General features: G+C 71.3%; 11 protein-coding genes. 8 read left to right on the plus strand and 3 right to left on the minus strand.

What is annotated here, in order from left to right; genetic code table 11:
* Window positions 1-170 precede the first annotated feature (170 nt).
* Entirely contained in the window at window positions 171-1,589 is a 1,419-nt protein-coding gene (locus AC4OXY_RS33415; RefSeq protein ID WP_362823246.1) for a sugar porter family MFS transporter, read from the plus strand.
* 129 nt (window positions 1,590-1,718) lie between these two features.
* Here the strand turns inward: AC4OXY_RS33415 and AC4OXY_RS33420 are convergent, their stop codons facing one another.
* Window positions 1,719-2,690: an LLM class flavin-dependent oxidoreductase gene (locus AC4OXY_RS33420; protein WP_491991550.1), complete on the minus strand. Its 972-nt coding sequence runs from the start codon at window positions 2,688-2,690 to the stop codon at window positions 1,719-1,721.
* A gap of 91 nt (window positions 2,691-2,781) precedes the next feature.
* Between AC4OXY_RS33420 and AC4OXY_RS33425 the strand changes: the two genes are divergently transcribed.
* The gene (locus tag AC4OXY_RS33425; RefSeq protein WP_356024577.1) at window positions 2,782-2,982 is read left to right on the plus strand and encodes a hypothetical protein; all 201 of its coding nucleotides are present in this window, start codon (window positions 2,782-2,784) and stop codon (window positions 2,980-2,982) included.
* A gap of 6 nt (window positions 2,983-2,988) precedes the next feature.
* Here AC4OXY_RS33425 and AC4OXY_RS33430 read toward each other — a convergent pair whose 3' ends face one another.
* Window positions 2,989-4,440, minus strand: coding sequence for a cytosine permease (locus AC4OXY_RS33430; RefSeq protein ID WP_356024575.1), 1,452 nt, complete (start codon window positions 4,438-4,440; stop codon window positions 2,989-2,991).
* Between the two features lie 170 nt (window positions 4,441-4,610).
* Here AC4OXY_RS33430 and ftsY point away from each other — a divergent pair, with 170 nt between their 5' ends.
* Window positions 4,611-5,828: a signal recognition particle-docking protein FtsY gene (gene ftsY / locus AC4OXY_RS33435; protein WP_356024572.1), complete on the plus strand. Its 1,218-nt coding sequence runs from the start codon at window positions 4,611-4,613 to the stop codon at window positions 5,826-5,828.
* Between the two features lie 170 nt (window positions 5,829-5,998).
* Here the strand turns inward: ftsY and AC4OXY_RS33440 are convergent, their stop codons facing one another.
* Window positions 5,999-6,661: a bifunctional DNA primase/polymerase gene (locus AC4OXY_RS33440; protein ID WP_491991551.1), complete on the minus strand. Its 663-nt coding sequence runs from the start codon at window positions 6,659-6,661 to the stop codon at window positions 5,999-6,001.
* 469 nt (window positions 6,662-7,130) lie between these two features.
* On the opposite strand from AC4OXY_RS33440, the gene nsdA reads away from it, so the two are divergent.
* The 5 genes from nsdA (at window position 7,131) to ffh (ending at window position 14,719) form a co-directional block, all read left to right on the plus strand.
* Entirely contained in the window at window positions 7,131-8,609 is a 1,479-nt protein-coding gene (nsdA, locus tag AC4OXY_RS33445) for a transcriptional repressor NsdA (protein WP_356024567.1), read from the plus strand.
* A gap of 301 nt (window positions 8,610-8,910) precedes the next feature.
* On the plus strand, window positions 8,911-10,257 hold the full coding sequence (locus AC4OXY_RS33450) for an ammonium transporter (protein WP_362823498.1): 1,347 nt from the start codon (window positions 8,911-8,913) through the stop codon (window positions 10,255-10,257).
* The gene (locus AC4OXY_RS33455; protein ID WP_356024562.1) at window positions 10,254-10,592 is read left to right on the plus strand and encodes a P-II family nitrogen regulator; all 339 of its coding nucleotides are present in this window, start codon (window positions 10,254-10,256) and stop codon (window positions 10,590-10,592) included. The genes AC4OXY_RS33450 and AC4OXY_RS33455 overlap by 4 nt, the downstream gene beginning before the upstream one ends.
* A gap of 29 nt (window positions 10,593-10,621) precedes the next feature.
* Complete coding sequence (locus AC4OXY_RS33460; RefSeq protein ID WP_376289267.1) at window positions 10,622-13,072, plus strand: [protein-PII] uridylyltransferase; 2,451 nt, start codon at window positions 10,622-10,624, stop codon at window positions 13,070-13,072.
* A 96-nt stretch (window positions 13,073-13,168) separates the two neighbouring features.
* Entirely contained in the window at window positions 13,169-14,719 is a 1,551-nt protein-coding gene (gene ffh, locus AC4OXY_RS33465) for a signal recognition particle protein (RefSeq protein ID WP_356024558.1), read from the plus strand.
* Window positions 14,720-14,761: the final 42 nt, after the last annotated feature.

A 14,761-nucleotide genomic window follows, 5' to 3' on the forward strand; every position in this document is an offset into this window, starting at 1 on the left:
TAAATGAACGCGAGATGATCGGGCATATCTCGAAACTCACAGCCGTTGAACTATTGACTTCGAAACTTGAAGGCATAGTCTCTGCAACGTTGCTTTTACCTTCAGGTGTCGCCACCTGAGAGGGCTCGCCCCCCACCCCGGCAGCGTTGCCGTGGCCCGAGGAGATACACGTGACCAGCACAGCGCAGGCACCTCAGTCAGGAGCCAGAACGGCTCAACCCGAACATCTCGGGCACGTCATCTTCATCGCGGCGGCTGCCGCCATGGGCGGTTTCCTCTTCGGATACGACAGCTCCGTGATCAACGGCGCCGTCGAGGCCATCCGCGGCCGCTACGACATCGGCTCCGCCGCGCTCGCCCAGGTCATCGCGATCGCCCTGATCGGCTGTGCCATCGGCGCCGCGTACGCCGGCCGCATAGCCGACCGGATCGGCCGTATCCGGGTCATGCAGATCGCCGCCGTGCTGTTCACGGTGAGCGCCGTCGGCTCGGCGCTGCCCTTCGCACTGTGGGACTTCGCCCTCTGGCGCGTCGTCGGCGGCTTCGCCATCGGCATGGCCTCCGTCATCGGCCCCGCCTACATCGCCGAGGTCGCCCCGCCCGCCTACCGCGGCCGGCTCGGCTCCTTCCAGCAGGCGGCGATCGTCATCGGCATCGCCATCTCGCAGCTGGTCAACTGGGGCCTGCTGAACGCCGCCGGCGGCAACCAGCGCGGCCACCTGATGGGCCTGGAGGCCTGGCAGGTCATGCTCGGCGTCATGGTCGTCCCGGCCGTCCTGTACGGCCTGCTCTCCTTCGCGATCCCCGAGTCCCCGCGCTTCCTGCTCTCCGTCGGCAAGCGTGAGCGCGCCAAGGAGATCCTCGCCGAGGTCGAGGGCGAGGGCACCGACCTGGACGCCCGCGTCGCCGAGATCGAGCACGCGATGAAGAGCGAGCACAAGTCCACCTTCAAGGACCTGCTCGGCGGCGGCTTCTTCTTCAAGCCGATCGTCTGGGTCGGCATCGGCCTGTCGGTCTTCCAGCAGTTCGTCGGCATCAACGTCGCGTTCTACTACTCCTCGACGCTGTGGCAGTCGGTCGGCATCGACCCGACGGACTCGTTCTTCTACTCCTTCACGACGTCGATCATCAACATCGTCGGCACCGTGATCGCGATGATCTTCGTGGACCGCGTCGGCCGCCGGCCGCTCGCCCTCATCGGCTCGGTCGGCATGGCCGTCGGTCTCGCGCTGGAGGCCTGGGCGTTCTCCTCCCACCTGGTCGGCGGCAAGCTTCCCGCCACCCAGGGCTGGGTCGCCCTGATCGCCGCCCACCTGTTCGTCCTCTTCTTCGCGCTGTCCTGGGGCGTGGTCGTCTGGGTCATGCTCGGCGAGATGTTCCCGAACAAGATCCGCGCCGCCGCCCTGGGCGTCGCCGCCTCCGCGCAGTGGATCGCCAACTGGGCCATCACCGCGAGCTTCCCGTCGCTGGCCGACTGGAACCTGGCCGGCACCTATGTGATCTACGCGGTCTTCGCGGCGCTCTCCGTCCCGTTCGTCCTGAAGTACGTCAAGGAGACGAAGGGCAAGTCGCTGGAGGAGATGGGCTGATCCTCCCGGATCGCCTCCCGAGACCGAGGAGTAGGGGCCAAGTCCCCGCTGCCCCTCTCCTCGTACCATCCGCCGCCCCCGCTCCGGCCACTGCCTGGAGCGGGGGCGGCGGTGTCGTTGCGACACCCCCTAGGCGCCGAGCGCGGGCAGCACCCGTTCCGCGAACAGGGTGAGGCTGCGCCACCCCTCCTCCACCGGCATCCCGCCCGCCAGCGGGTGCAGGACCAGGTTGTCCAGCCCCTGCGCCACGCACTGCTCCGGCGTGAGGATCCGGTACACGCCCTCCGTGCGCAGCTCCGCCACCGTCGTGGCCGCCGACTTCACCGCCGAGCGGATCTGCCCCGACTGCCAGGAGGCGTACGTGCGCGCCTCGTGCAGGAAGTGCTCGCCGTACACGGTCCAGGCCCGGTCCGGGTCCTCGGCGACGTGCAGCAGCGGTGTCTGCGGGGCGGGCATCATGACCCAGCCCTCGGTGCCGTACTCGGTGAGCCGCTCCTTGTAGTACGCCTCCAGCTCGGGCAGATGCGCGCTCGGGAAGAACGGCAGGCCGAGCCGGGCGGCCCGGCGGGCGGCGGCCTTCGAGGAGCCGCCGACCAGCAGCAGCGGGTGCGGCGCGGTGAACGGGCGCGGGGTGAGGCGTACGGTACGGCCCCGGTAGGTGAACTCCTCGCCGGACCACGCCGCCAGCAGCGTCTCCAGCAGCTCGTCCTGGATCCGGCCCCGGCGCTTCCAGTCCACGTCGAACAGGGCGTACTCCTCGGGGCGGTAGCCGATGCCGGCCACCGTCACGAGCCGCCCGCCGCTGAGCAGGTCCAGTACGGCGATCTCCTCGGCCAGCCGCAGCGGATCGTGCAGCGGGCCGATCACCGCCGACACCGTCACCGCGATGTTCCGGGTCGCCCCGAACACCGCGCCGGCGAAGGCGAACGGCGACGGCAGCCAGTTGTTCTCGGCGCCGTGGTGCTCCTCGGTCTGCACGGTGCTGATCCCGTGCTCGTCGGCGTACGCGGCCATCTCCAGGGCGGCCCGGTAGCGGGCGGAGAGGGCGGCGGGCGTGGCCCCCGGGGCGACGAGGTTGAAACGGACGACCGTGACGGGCATGGCAAGTCCCCCTCCGGTACGGCTCGGTGGAGGGGGACGTTAGCTGACGCAGCGTCAGATGGCCATGGCGGGGCGGAGGTAGGCTCGCGGGATGACCGACACCGTACCCACGGACCCGCGGGCGGAGGCCGAGCGGGACCGCGTCGCCCTCTGGCTCGCACCGGACGATCTGCGGTGGCTCGCCCGCCACTGCTGCTGTCCGGACGACGCCGGCCAGGAGACGAAGGACCGCTGCTCACGCCTGCGGTTCCGGGCGAGTGCGGCCCTCCACAAGAGCGGCCGGCCGCACTGAGGTGTCTCAGGCGCCGACGGTCGCGGGCTCCTCGGCCGGCTCGGTGGCCGGGGCCGGCCGCGCCGCCGCCGGCTTCGGCAGGACCAGGTACAGCAGGCCGGAGATCACGATCGTGGCGACCCAGCCGAGGCCGTACTCGCCGATGACGTTGTTCTTCGCGAGCGGGCCGGTGAACCAGTCCGACGTCGTGAACATCAGGCCCGAGACCAGGCCGATCGCCCAGGCGGCCACGGCCGCGGGGGAGAAGCCGCCCTTGTACCAGTAGGCGCTGGTGCGGGTGGTGTCGGCCATCGCCGCGCCGTCGTACTCGGTGCGGCGCAGCATGTCCGCGCCGAACACGCCGACCCACGCGGAGAAGGCGACCGCCAGCAGGGAGAGGAAGGCGATGAACGAGCCCATGAAGCTCGTCGCCACCAGCATCAGCACGCCGCCGAAGATCAGCGAGATCACGGCGTTGACGGAGACCGCCCAGTGACGCGGCACCTTGAAGCCGAGGGTCTGCGCGGTGAAGCCCGCCGAGTACATCGACATCGAGTTGATCAGCAGCATGCCGATCAGCGAGATGCACAGGTACGGCACCGCGATCCAGGTCGGCAGGATCTCGCCGAGGAAGGACACCGGATCGGTCGCCGAGGCCAGGTCCGGCGTGGAGACCGCCATCACCGCGCCCATCAGGACCATCGGGAGCACCACGACACCGGCGCCGCCCACCGCCGTGCCGACGATCGCCTTGGAGGACGCCGTGCGCGGCAGGTAGCGGGTGAAGTCCGGCGCGGTCGGGATCCAGCTGACACCGCCGGCCGCGATCATGCCGACACCGGTGATCACCGCGGCCGTCGAACCGCCGCCGTGGTGCATCACCTTCGACCAGTCGGTGTTCGCCACCAGGTAGGCGAGGACGAGCACCGAGAAGACGCCGAAGAGGTACGTCGCGTACTTGTTGCACTTCTGCACGGCGTTGATGCCGAGCCCGGAGATCGCGAACGTCGCCACGACGAACGCCAGCAGCATGACCATGTCCAGCACGCTGTTCGCCTTCAGGCCGCACACGATGTCCAGGATGGTGAGCATCGCGTAGGCGCCGGTGACCGCGTTGATCGTCTCCCAGCCCCAGCGCGCGACCCAGATCAGCGACCCGGGCAGCAGATTGCCGCGCTGGCCGAAGACCGCCCGCGACAGCGCCATGCCGGGCGCGCCGCCCCGCTTGCCCGCGATGCCGATCAGCCCGACGAGGCCGTACGACACGACCGGCGCGGCCGCCGCGACCACGAGCGCCTGCCAGATGTCCAGGTGGTACGCGACGACGAGGCTCGCGCCCATCGTCAGCAGCAGCACACTGATGTTGGCGCCGACCCAGGTCGGGAACAGCTCGCGGGTCTTCGCGGTGCGCTCGTGATCCGGGACCTGCTCGATCCCTCGGGTCTCGAGAGCGCCTTCGGTCTCGACGGTTTTGCTCATGAAAAACGGGCCTGCCGTGGGGGGAAGGGGGACGCTCGGGACTCTACGCGCGTCGACAGAGTCGCCACCATCGTACTTTGCTCCGACTCCTCGCCGTACGTGGCGTTTGTCTCTCGGAGGAAGCCACAAACCGGCTCCCGTCGTCACCCATGACTGATACTGGACGGGTTATGGAAACCGTCATCCTTGCTGTAGTCATCGCCGTGGTCGTGATCGGCGCGCTCGGCGGGCTGATCGTGGGCACCCGGCGCCGGAAGCCGCTGCCTCCGCCACCCCCGAAGACGCCCGACATCACCGCGCCCCCGGCCGAGCCGCACGTCGGCGACGAGGCCGAGACACCGCGCGACGAACCGCGCCGGACCATCGAGGAGGTGGATCTCCCCGGCGGCCCCGCACCGGTCGCCGTGGAGGAGCCTCCCGCCGCCGAGCCCACTCTCGAAGAGGCTCCGGAGATCGAGATCCCGGAGCCCACCGCAGGCCGGCTCGTCCGCCTGCGCGCCCGCCTGTCCCGCTCCCAGAACGCCCTCGGCAAGGGCCTGCTCACGCTCCTGTCGCGCGAGCACCTCGACGACGACACCTGGGAGGAGATCGAGGACACGCTGCTCACCGCCGACGTCGGCGTGCAGCCCACCCAGGAGCTGGTCGAGGGCCTGCGCGAGCGCGTCAAGGTGCTCGGCACCCGCACCCCCGAAGAGCTGCGCGGCCTGCTGCGCGAGGAGCTGCTCAAGCTGGTCGGCACCGACGTCGACCGCACGGTGAGGACCGAGCCCGAGGACCGCAAGCCCGGCATCGTGATGGTCGTCGGCGTCAACGGCACCGGCAAGACCACCACCACCGGCAAGCTCGCGCGCGTGCTCGTCGCCGACGGCCGCACCGTCGTGCTCGGCGCCGCCGACACCTTCCGCGCCGCCGCCGCCGACCAGCTCCAGACCTGGGGCGAGCGCGTCGGCGCCCACACCGTGCGCGGCCCCGAGGCCGGCGACCCGGCGTCCGTGGCCTTCGACGCGGTCAAGGAGGGCAAGGAGATGGGGGTCGACGTCGTCCTCATCGACACCGCCGGCCGCCTGCACACCAAGACCGGCCTCATGGACGAGCTGGGCAAGGTCAAGCGGGTCGTGGAGAAGCACGCGCCGCTGGACGAGGTGCTGCTCGTCCTCGACGCCACCACCGGCCAGAACGGCCTGGTCCAGGCCCGCGTGTTCGCCGAGGTCGTGGACATCACCGGCATCGTGCTGACCAAGCTCGACGGCACCGCCAAGGGCGGCATCGTCGTCGCGGTCCAGCGTGAGCTGGGCGTGCCGGTCAAGCTCGTCGGCCTCGGCGAGGGCGCGGACGACCTGGCCCCGTTCGAGCCGGAGGCGTTCGTGGACGCGCTGATCGGCGAGTAACTCCCTGTGGATCAGCCTTCACCCACGGACCGCAGCCGATAATCGAGGAACCACGACGGCGATCAACCACGTCCGCGAGAGCGGCGCCGGCTTAGGCGCAAAGAAAGGAAGTGCCCGGCCCCAAGGTGCAGTTGGGGACGGGCACTTCGCCTTTGTGCGCGGGGGAGCCGTCAGGCCCGCGCCCGCGACCGGTGCGCCACATAGGCCAGCGTGCCCAGCACCAGCCGGGCCGCCGGCGGTGCCGTCGCCGAGTCCAGCGCCGGCGGGCGCAGCCAGCGCACCGGGCCAAGACCGCCACGGTCGGAGGGCGGCGCCGTGACGTACGCACCGGGGCCGAGGCCGCTCAGGTCCAGGGCGGAGGGGTCGTCCCAGCCCAGGCGGTAGAGCAGCCGGGGCAGTTCGGCGGCGGAGCCGGGCGCGACGAAGAAGTGCGCGCGGCCGTCCGGGGTCGCGGCCACCGGACCGAGGGGGAGCCCCATCCGCTCCAGGCGGACCAGGGCGCGCCGGCCGGCCGCCTCGGAGACCTCGACGACGTCGAACGCCTGGCCCACCGGCAGCATCACCGCGGCGCCCGGGAACTCCGACCAGGCCTCGCTCACCTCGTCCAGCGTCGCCCCGGCCGGCACCTGGGGCGCGAAGTCCAGCGGATGGGCGCCCGGCGCCGGGCAGTCGGCGCGCCCGCAGGAACAGGCGCCCGCCGCGGCCCGCGCGCCCGGCACCACGTCCCAGCCCCACAGTCCGGTGAACTCGGCGACGGCCGTGCACTCCGAGGACCGGCCGCGCCGACGCGCGCCGGAGCGGATCTCGCGGATGCCGCCGATCGTGAAGCCCATGCCCCCTCCAACGGGTCCAGCGCGCCGGTGGTTACGACACGGAACGGGACGAAAGCGGAACGTAACGCTACGGCTCCGCCTTCCCGCACCGGCCGTCGATCAAGCGCGGGGTCAAGGCAGCGCCTGGAAGCGCCTGAGGTGGCGCACCGGTTGGCACGCGCCCCCGGGTGCATCACTCCGCCCACCTCCGGCCGTCCTATGTCAAGTGAATCGCGTCCCGGGGAACGTGAGTTCATTCGAAGGGGTGGCGAATGGTGGCGTTTCCCGGATCGCCATGGCTGGACGGGTGATCGTAGGATTACTGTGAGTGTGCGAGTCCTCGGGGCATATGCATCCGTGGGTATGCCGGAGGCGAGTCGTCATCCCGTTCGAAGGGTGAGAACCGGCGGACAGGAGGCCGTATTTACCGGCATTCTGATAGGGCTTGGCGTACGCGGCGACAAGTGGTCTCAGGAATGGGGGCGTTCCAGTGAGCGGCAACGGCGGTAGCGGGACGAACGCTGACAAGCGCCCCAACGAGCTGCTCGGCTCGTGGTTCGTGCGCAGCGGCTGGTCCAAGGGCGAGCTGGCCCGCCAAGTGAACCGCCGGGCGCGCCAGTTGGGCGCCAACCACATCTCCACCGACACCTCGCGCGTACGGCGCTGGCTGGACGGCGAGAACCCCCGCGAACCGATCCCGCGCATCCTCTCGGAGCTGTTCTCGGAGCGCTTCGGCTGCGTGGTCTCCATCGAGGACCTCGGCCTGCGCGCCGCGCGCCAGTCACCCTCCGCGACCGGCGTCGACCTGCCCTGGACCGGCCCGCAGACCGTCGCCCTGCTCAGCGAGTTCTCGCGCAGCGACCTGATGCTCGCCCGGCGCGGCTTCCTCGGCACCTCCCTCGCCCTGTCCGCCGGTCCCTCCCTCATCGAGCCGATGCAGCGCTGGCTCGTGCCGAGCCCGGCCTCCCCGGGCTGCCCCGAGCCCCGGCCCGCCCTCGACCCGCGCCGCCCCGGCCGTCTGTCCCGGCCCGAGCTGGACCTGCTGGAGTCCACCACCAGGATGTTCCGCCAGTGGGACGCCCAGTGCGGCGGCGGCCTGCGCCGCAAGGCGGTCGTCGGACAGCTGCACGAGGTCACCGACCTGCTCCAGGAACCCCAGCCCGAGGCCACCACCCGCATCCTGTTCAAGGTCGCCGCCGAACTGGCCGAGCTGGCGGGCTGGATGTCGTACGACGTCGGCCTCCAGCCCACCGCGCAGAAGTACTTCGTGCTCGCCCTGCACGCCGCCAAGGAAGCCGGTGACAAGCCGCTCGGCTCCTACATCCTCTCCAGCATGAGCCGCCAGATGATCCACCTCGGCCGTCCCGACGACGCCCTGGAGCTGATCCACCTCGCCCAGTACGGCAGCCGCGACTGCGCGAGCCCGCGCACCCAGTCGATGCTGTATGCGATGGAGGCCCGCGCGTACGCGAACATGGGCCAGCCCGGCAAGACCAAGCGCGCGGTCCGCATGGCCGAGGACACCTTCGCCGAAGCCGACGAGTGGGACGAGCCGGACCCCGACTGGATCCGCTTCTTCTCCGAGGCCGAGCTGTACGGCGAGAACTCCCACTCCTACCGCGACCTCGCCTACGTCGCCGGCCGCAGCCCCACCTACGCCTCCCTCGCCGAGCCGCTCATGCGGCGGGCGGTGGAGCTGTTCGCCAAGGACCCGGAGCACCAGCGGTCGTATGCGCTGAACCTGATCGGCAAGGCCACCGTGCACCTGCTCCAGCGCGAGCCCGAGCGAGGCACGGAATACGCCTCCCGGGCCATGGAGATCGCCAAGAAGGTCCGCTCCGAGCGCGTGAACACTCGTATCCGAAAGACGGTCGACACCGCCGCGCGGGACTACGGCGACCTCGCCGTCGTCGTCGACCTCACCGACCAGCTCGCCGTGGACCTTCCCGAGACCGCCGAGGCCGTCTGACCGACCCCGGCGCCAAGCCCCGGCCGCGGCCGGGCCTCCCGAACCGCTCGACTCGGCTCCCCCATGCCAGGTCATCGAGAGGCCCGCCGCGGCCGGCCCGTCTCCCTCCCGGAGATCCGGCCGTTCATCCACGCGTAACACGCACGGCGTCTTCGTCACCCCGGCGAAACAACGAGGGGCCTCCACCGAAACCGCGCTGCGTCAATCTCATGGCGCATAACCGGCCCACCCCTCACCCGACCGGACCGCCCAGGCCCGGTACCGCCCGCACGGGGCCGTTGAAACCGACGAGGAGACGCCGATGGCCCCAGCCATCACGCTTGCCGCGGAGGCACCCAAGCTGTCGTCCGCGAACACAGGCTTCATGCTCATTGCTTCCGCCCTGGTGCTGATCATGACCCCGGGCCTGGCCTTCTTCTACGGAGGCATGGTCCGGGTCAAGAGCACCCTCAACATGCTGATGATGAGCTTCATCGCCATGGGGATCATCACCATCCTCTGGACGCTCTACGGCTTCTCCCTCGCCTTCGGCACGCACAACGGCTTCATCGGCTGGAACTCGAACTGGTTCGGGCTCAGCCACATCGGCCTGACGGAGCTCTGGCCCGGGTACACCATCCCGGTCTTCGTCTTCATGGTCTTCCAGATGATGTTCGCCATCATCACCCCGGCCCTGATCAGCGGCGCCCTCGCCGACCGCGTGAAGTTCTCGGCCTGGTGCCTGTTCATCACCCTGTGGGCCACGATCGTCTACGTTCCGGTCGCCCACTGGGTCTGGGGCGCCGACGGCTGGGCCTTCAAGCTCGGCGTGATCGACTTCGCGGGCGGTACGGCGGTCCACATCAACGCGGGTGCGGCGGCGCTCGGTGTCATCCTCGTCATCGGCAAGCGCGTCGGCTTCAAGAAGGACCCGATGCGCCCGCACAGCCTCCCGCTGGTCATGCTCGGCGCGGGTCTGCTGTGGTTCGGCTGGTTCGGCTTCAACGCGGGCTCCTGGCTCGGCAACGACGACGGCGTCGGCGCGCTGATGTTCGTCAACACGCAGGTCGCCACCGGTGCCGCCATGCTGGCCTGGCTCGCCTACGAGAAGATCCGCCACGGCGCGTTCACCACCCTCGGTGCCGCCTCCGGCGCGGTCGCCGGTCTGGTCGCGATCACCCCGTCCGGCGGCGCGGTCTCCCCGCTCGGCGCGATCGCCGTCGGCGCCATCGCCGGTGTCGCCTGCGCCGCGGCCGTCGGCCTGAAGTTCAAGTTCGGCTACGACGACTCCCTCGACGTGGTCGGCGTCCACATGGTCGGCGGCATCCTCGGCTCCCTGCTGATCGGCTTCTTCGCCACCGGCAAGGGCCAGTCCACCGCGACCGGCGTCTTCTACGGCGACCACTCCTTCACCCAGCTGTGGAAGCAGTGCGCCGGTGTCGGCGCGGTCCTCGCCTACTCCCTGGTCGTCTCCGCGGTCCTCGCCTTCCTCCTCGACAAGACCATCGGCATGCGGGTCACCGAGGACGAGGAGATCTCCGGCATCGACCAGGCCGAGCACGCCGAGAGCGCCTACGACTTCAGTGGCACCGGCGGCGGTGTCATCGGCTCCGCCGCGCACTCCTCGGCCCTGGCCGCCGCCACGCAGACCAAGAAGGTGGACGCATGAAGCTCATCACCGCCGTCGTCAAGCCCCACCGGCTGGACGAGATCAAGGAGGCCCTTCAGGCGTTCGGCGTCCAGGGACTGACGGTCACCGAGGCCAGCGGTTACGGTCGGCAGCGGGGCCACACCGAGGTCTACCGGGGTGCCGAGTACACCGTCGACCTGGTCCCGAAGATCCGCGTCGAGGTGCTGGCCGAGGACGACGACGCCGAGCAGCTGATCGAGGTCATCGTGAAGGCGGCCCGCACCGGAAAGATCGGTGACGGCAAGGTCTGGGCCCTGCCGGTCGACACGGCCGTACGGGTCCGCACCGGCGAGCGCGGCCCCGACGCGCTCTGACCAGCATCTCTGAGAACGGGAGTCGCCGGGTGACGGGAACGGACGAGCGCATGGCAGCAGAGGACTCGGGACCCGGCGGCTACGCGGCGGCCCGGCTGCGCCTCCTCACCGAGGGGGCGCGGTCCGGGCCGCCGCGCCGTGCCGCCCTCGCGGAGCTGACCGACGACTGGCTCGGCGGACTGTTCGGCGCGGCGGCCAAGGGGCTCACGGGGGTCTCGCTGGTCGCCGTCGGCGGCTACGGCCGCGGCGAGCTGTCCCCGCGCAGCGACCTGGACCTGCTCCTGCTGCACGACGGCGGTGACACCAAGGAGGTCGCCGCGCTGGCCGACCGCCTCTGGTACCCGATCTGGGACCTCGGCCTCGCCCTCGACCACTCGGTGCGCACCCCGGCGGAGGCCCGCAGGACCGCCGGGGACGACCTGAAGGTCCACCTCGGTCTCCTGGACGCCCGCCACCTGGCCGGCGACGCCGGCCTCACCGCCGGCCTGCGTACGGCCGTCCTCACCGACTGGCGCAACCAGGCCCCCAAGCGGCTGCCGGAACTCCAGGAACTGTGTGCCGGACGCGCCGAGCGGCAGGGCGAGCTGCAGTACCTGCTGGAGCCCGACCTGAAGGAGGCGCGCGGCGGCCTGCGCGACGCCACCGCCCTGCGCGCCGTCGCCGCCTCCTGGCTCGCCGACGCCCCGCGCGAGGGCCTCGCCGACGCATGCCGGCGCCTCCTCGACGTCCGTGACGCCCTGCACCTGGCGACGGGCCGCGCCACCGACCGGCTGTCCCTCCAGGAGCAGGACCAGGTGGCGGCCGAGCTGGGCCTGCTGGACGCGGACACCCTGCTGCGGCAGGTGTACGAGGCCGCGCGGGTGATCGCGTACGCCAGTGACGTCACCTGGCGCGAGGTGGGGCGCGTACTGCGCTCGCGCGCCGTGCGGCCGCGCTTGCGCGCCATGCTGGGAGGCGGCGGCAAGCCCGTCACCGAGCGTTCCCCGCTCGCCGAGGGCGTGGTGGAGCAGGACGGCGAGGTGGTGCTCGCCCGCGCCGCGCGCCCCGAGCGCGACCCCGTGCTGCCGCTGCGCGCCGCGGCCGCCGCCGCGCAGGCCGGCCTCCCGCTCTCCCTGCACGCCGTCCGGCGGATGGCGGCGACCACGCGCCCCCTGCCCACACCGTGGCCCGCCGAGGCCCGGGAGCAGCTGGTCACGCTGCTCGGCTCCGGCCGCCCGACCGTCGAGGTCTGGGAGGCGCTGGAGGCGGAGGGCCTGATCAGCCGCCTGCTGCCGGACTGGGAGCGGGTCCGCTGCCGCCCCCAGCGCAATGCCGTCCACCTCTGGACCGTCGACCGGCACCTCATCGAGACGGCCGTCCGCGCCTCCGCGCTCACCCGCCGCGTCAGCCGCCCCGACCTGCTCCTGGTCGCCGCCCTGCTGCACGACATCGGCAAGGGCTGGCCCGGCGACCACTCGGTGGCCGGCGAGATCATCGCCAAGGACGTGGCCGTCCGGATCGGCTTCGACCGCGCGGACGTGACGGTGCTGTCCTCGCTGGTCCGCCACCACCTCCTGCTGATCGAGACGGCCACGCGCCGCGACCTGGACGACCCGGCCACGGTCCGCTCGGTCGCCGAGGCGGTCGGCACCCAGAGCACCCTGGAGCTGCTGCACGCGCTGACGGAGGCCGACGCCCTCGCCACCGGCCCGGCCGCCTGGTCCTCCTGGCGCGGCTCCCTCGTCGCCGACCTCGTCCGTCGCGTCTGCGCCGTCCTCGCCGGGGACGCACCGGACGAGCCCGAGCCGACCGCCGCGCCCACCGCCGAACAGGAGCGGCTGGCGATCGAGGCGTTCCGCACGGGCGGCCCGGTCCTCGCCCTGCGCGCCCAGACGGAACCGGCCACCGGGGAGGCGTCCGCCCAGGAACCCCTCGGCGTCGAGCTGCTCATCGCCGTACCCGACCAGCCCGCCGTGCTCCCCGCCGTCGCCGGGGTCCTCGCCGTGCACCGGCTGACCGTGCGCACCGCCGAGCTGCGCGCCCTGAGCCTGCCCGACGACGTCGACGACGGCTCGGTCCTGCTGCTCAACTGGCGGGTCGCCGCCGAGTACGGCTCCCTGCCCCAGGCCGCCCGGCTGCGCGCCGACCTCGTGCGCGCCCTCGACGGCTCGCTGGACATCGCCGGCCGCCTCGCCGAGCGGGACGCGGCCTACCCCCGCAGGCGCGGCTGGACCGCCCCGCCGCCCCGCGTCACGGTGGCCCCGGCCGCCTCGCACCACGCCACGGTGATCGAGGTCCGCGCCCAGGACGCCCCCGGCCTGCTGCACCGCATCGGCATGGCCCTGGAGAAGGCGGCCGTACGGGTGCGCAGCATGCACGTCAGCACGCTGGGCTCCAACGCCGTCGACGCCTTCTACGTCACGACGGGCACGGGCGCACAGCTCCCGGCGCAGGACGCGGCATCGCTGGCGCGGGTGCTGGAGGAGACACTGCGCGGATGAGCCGGGGGACGACCTGCCCCGGTACTTTCGACGCCGGGATACCCTGGAGGGCGATTCCCATCAAGACCGTCACCGACCCCGAGGACCGCGAGCGCCGTGTTCGACACTCTCTCCGATCGCCTGTCAGCGACTTTCAAGAACCTGCGCGGCAAGGGACGGCTCTCCGAGGCGGACATCGACGCCACCGCGCGTGAGATCCGCATCGCGCTCCTCGAGGCGGACGTGGCGCTGCCGGTCGTCCGGACGTTCATCAAGAACATCAAGGAGCGGTCCCTCGGCGCCGAGGTCTCCAAGGCGCTGAACCCCGCCCAGCAGGTCCTGAAGATCGTCAACGACGAGCTGGTCACGATCCTCGGCGGCGAGACCCGCCGGCTGCGCTTCGCCAAGCAGCCGCCCACCGTGATCATGCTGGCCGGTCTCCAGGGTGCCGGTAAGACCACCCTCGCGGGCAAGCTCGGCCGCTGGCTGAAGGAGCAGGGCCACTCGCCGCTGCTGGTCGCCGCCGACCTCCAGCGCCCGAACGCCGTCAACCAGCTGAGCGTCGTCGCCGAGCGCGCCGGCGTGGCGGTCTTCGCGCCCGAGCCGGGCAACGGCGTCGGCGACCCGGTCCAGGTCGCCAAGGACTCCATCGAGTTCGCGAAGTCCAAGGTCCACGACATCGTGATCGTGGACACCGCCGGCCGCCTCGGCATCGACCAGGAGATGATGCAGCAGGCCGCGGACATCCGCGACGCCGTCTCCCCGGACGAGATCCTCTTCGTCGTCGACGCGATGATCGGCCAGGACGCGGTCAACACCGCCGAGGCCTTCCGCGACGGCGTCGGCTTCGACGGCGTGGTGCTCTCCAAGCTCGACGGTGACGCCCGAGGTGGTGCCGCCCTGTCGATCCGGCAGATCACCGGCAAGCCGATCATGTTCGCGTCGAACGGCGAGAAGCTGGACGACTTCGACGCGTTCCACCCGGACCGGATGGCCTCCCGCATCCTCGACATGGGTGACCTGCTCACCCTGATCGAGCAGGCGGAGAAGACCTTCAGCCAGGAAGAGGCCGCCAAGATGGCCTCGAAGCTGGCGTCCAAGAAGGGCCAGGACTTCACCCTGGACGACTTCCTGGCCCAGATGGAGCAGGTCCGGAAGATGGGCAGCATCAGCAAGCTGCTCGGCATGCTCCCGGGCATGGGCCAGATCAAGGACCAGATCCAGAACATCGACGAGCGGGACGTCGACCGCACGGCCGCGATCATCAAGTCGATGACCCCGGCCGAGCGCCAGGAGCCGACGATCATCAACGGCTCGCGCCGTGCCCGTATCGCCAAGGGTTCCGGTGTCGAGGTCAGCGCGGTGAAGAACCTGGTCGAGCGGTTCTTCGAGGCCCGCAAGATGATGTCCCGCATGGCCCAGGGCGGCGGCATGCCGGGCATGCCGGGGATCCCGGGCATGGGCGGCGGCCCCGGCCGGCAGAAGAAGCAGCAGAAGAAGGCCAAGGGCAAGCAGCGCTCCGGCAACCCGATGAAGCGCAAGCAGCAGGAGCTGGAGGAGGCCCAGCGCCGCGAGGCCGCGGCCCAGGGCGGCGGCGCCTTCGGGGTGCCGCAGCAGGGCGGCCAGGAGTTCGAGCTGCCGGACGAGTTCAAGAAGTTCATGGGCTGAGCTCGCCCCTGAGCCCTCACTGGGCATGCCGGGGGTTGGTCA

It is taken from the genome of Streptomyces sp. HUAS MG56 (assembly GCF_058673395.1).

What these genes read in the sequence shown, in the direction of transcription:
- AC4OXY_RS33430 (WP_356024575.1), bottom strand. Translation starts at nt 4,440, where the DNA reads ATGAGCAAAACCGTCGAGACCGAAGGCGCTCTCGAGACCCGAGGGATC.
- AC4OXY_RS33450 (WP_362823498.1), top strand. Translation starts at nt 8,911, where the DNA reads ATGGCCCCAGCCATCACGCTTGCCGCGGAGGCACCCAAGCTGTCGTCC.
- AC4OXY_RS33440 (WP_491991551.1), bottom strand. Translation starts at nt 6,661, where the DNA reads ATGGGCTTCACGATCGGCGGCATCCGCGAGATCCGCTCCGGCGCGCGT.
- AC4OXY_RS33420 (WP_491991550.1), bottom strand. Translation starts at nt 2,690, where the DNA reads ATGCCCGTCACGGTCGTCCGTTTCAACCTCGTCGCCCCGGGGGCCACG.
- AC4OXY_RS33455 (WP_356024562.1), top strand. Translation starts at nt 10,254, where the DNA reads ATGAAGCTCATCACCGCCGTCGTCAAGCCCCACCGGCTGGACGAGATC.
- AC4OXY_RS33425 (WP_356024577.1), top strand. Translation starts at nt 2,782, where the DNA reads ATGACCGACACCGTACCCACGGACCCGCGGGCGGAGGCCGAGCGGGAC.
- ftsY (WP_356024572.1), top strand. Translation starts at nt 4,611, where the DNA reads ATGGAAACCGTCATCCTTGCTGTAGTCATCGCCGTGGTCGTGATCGGC.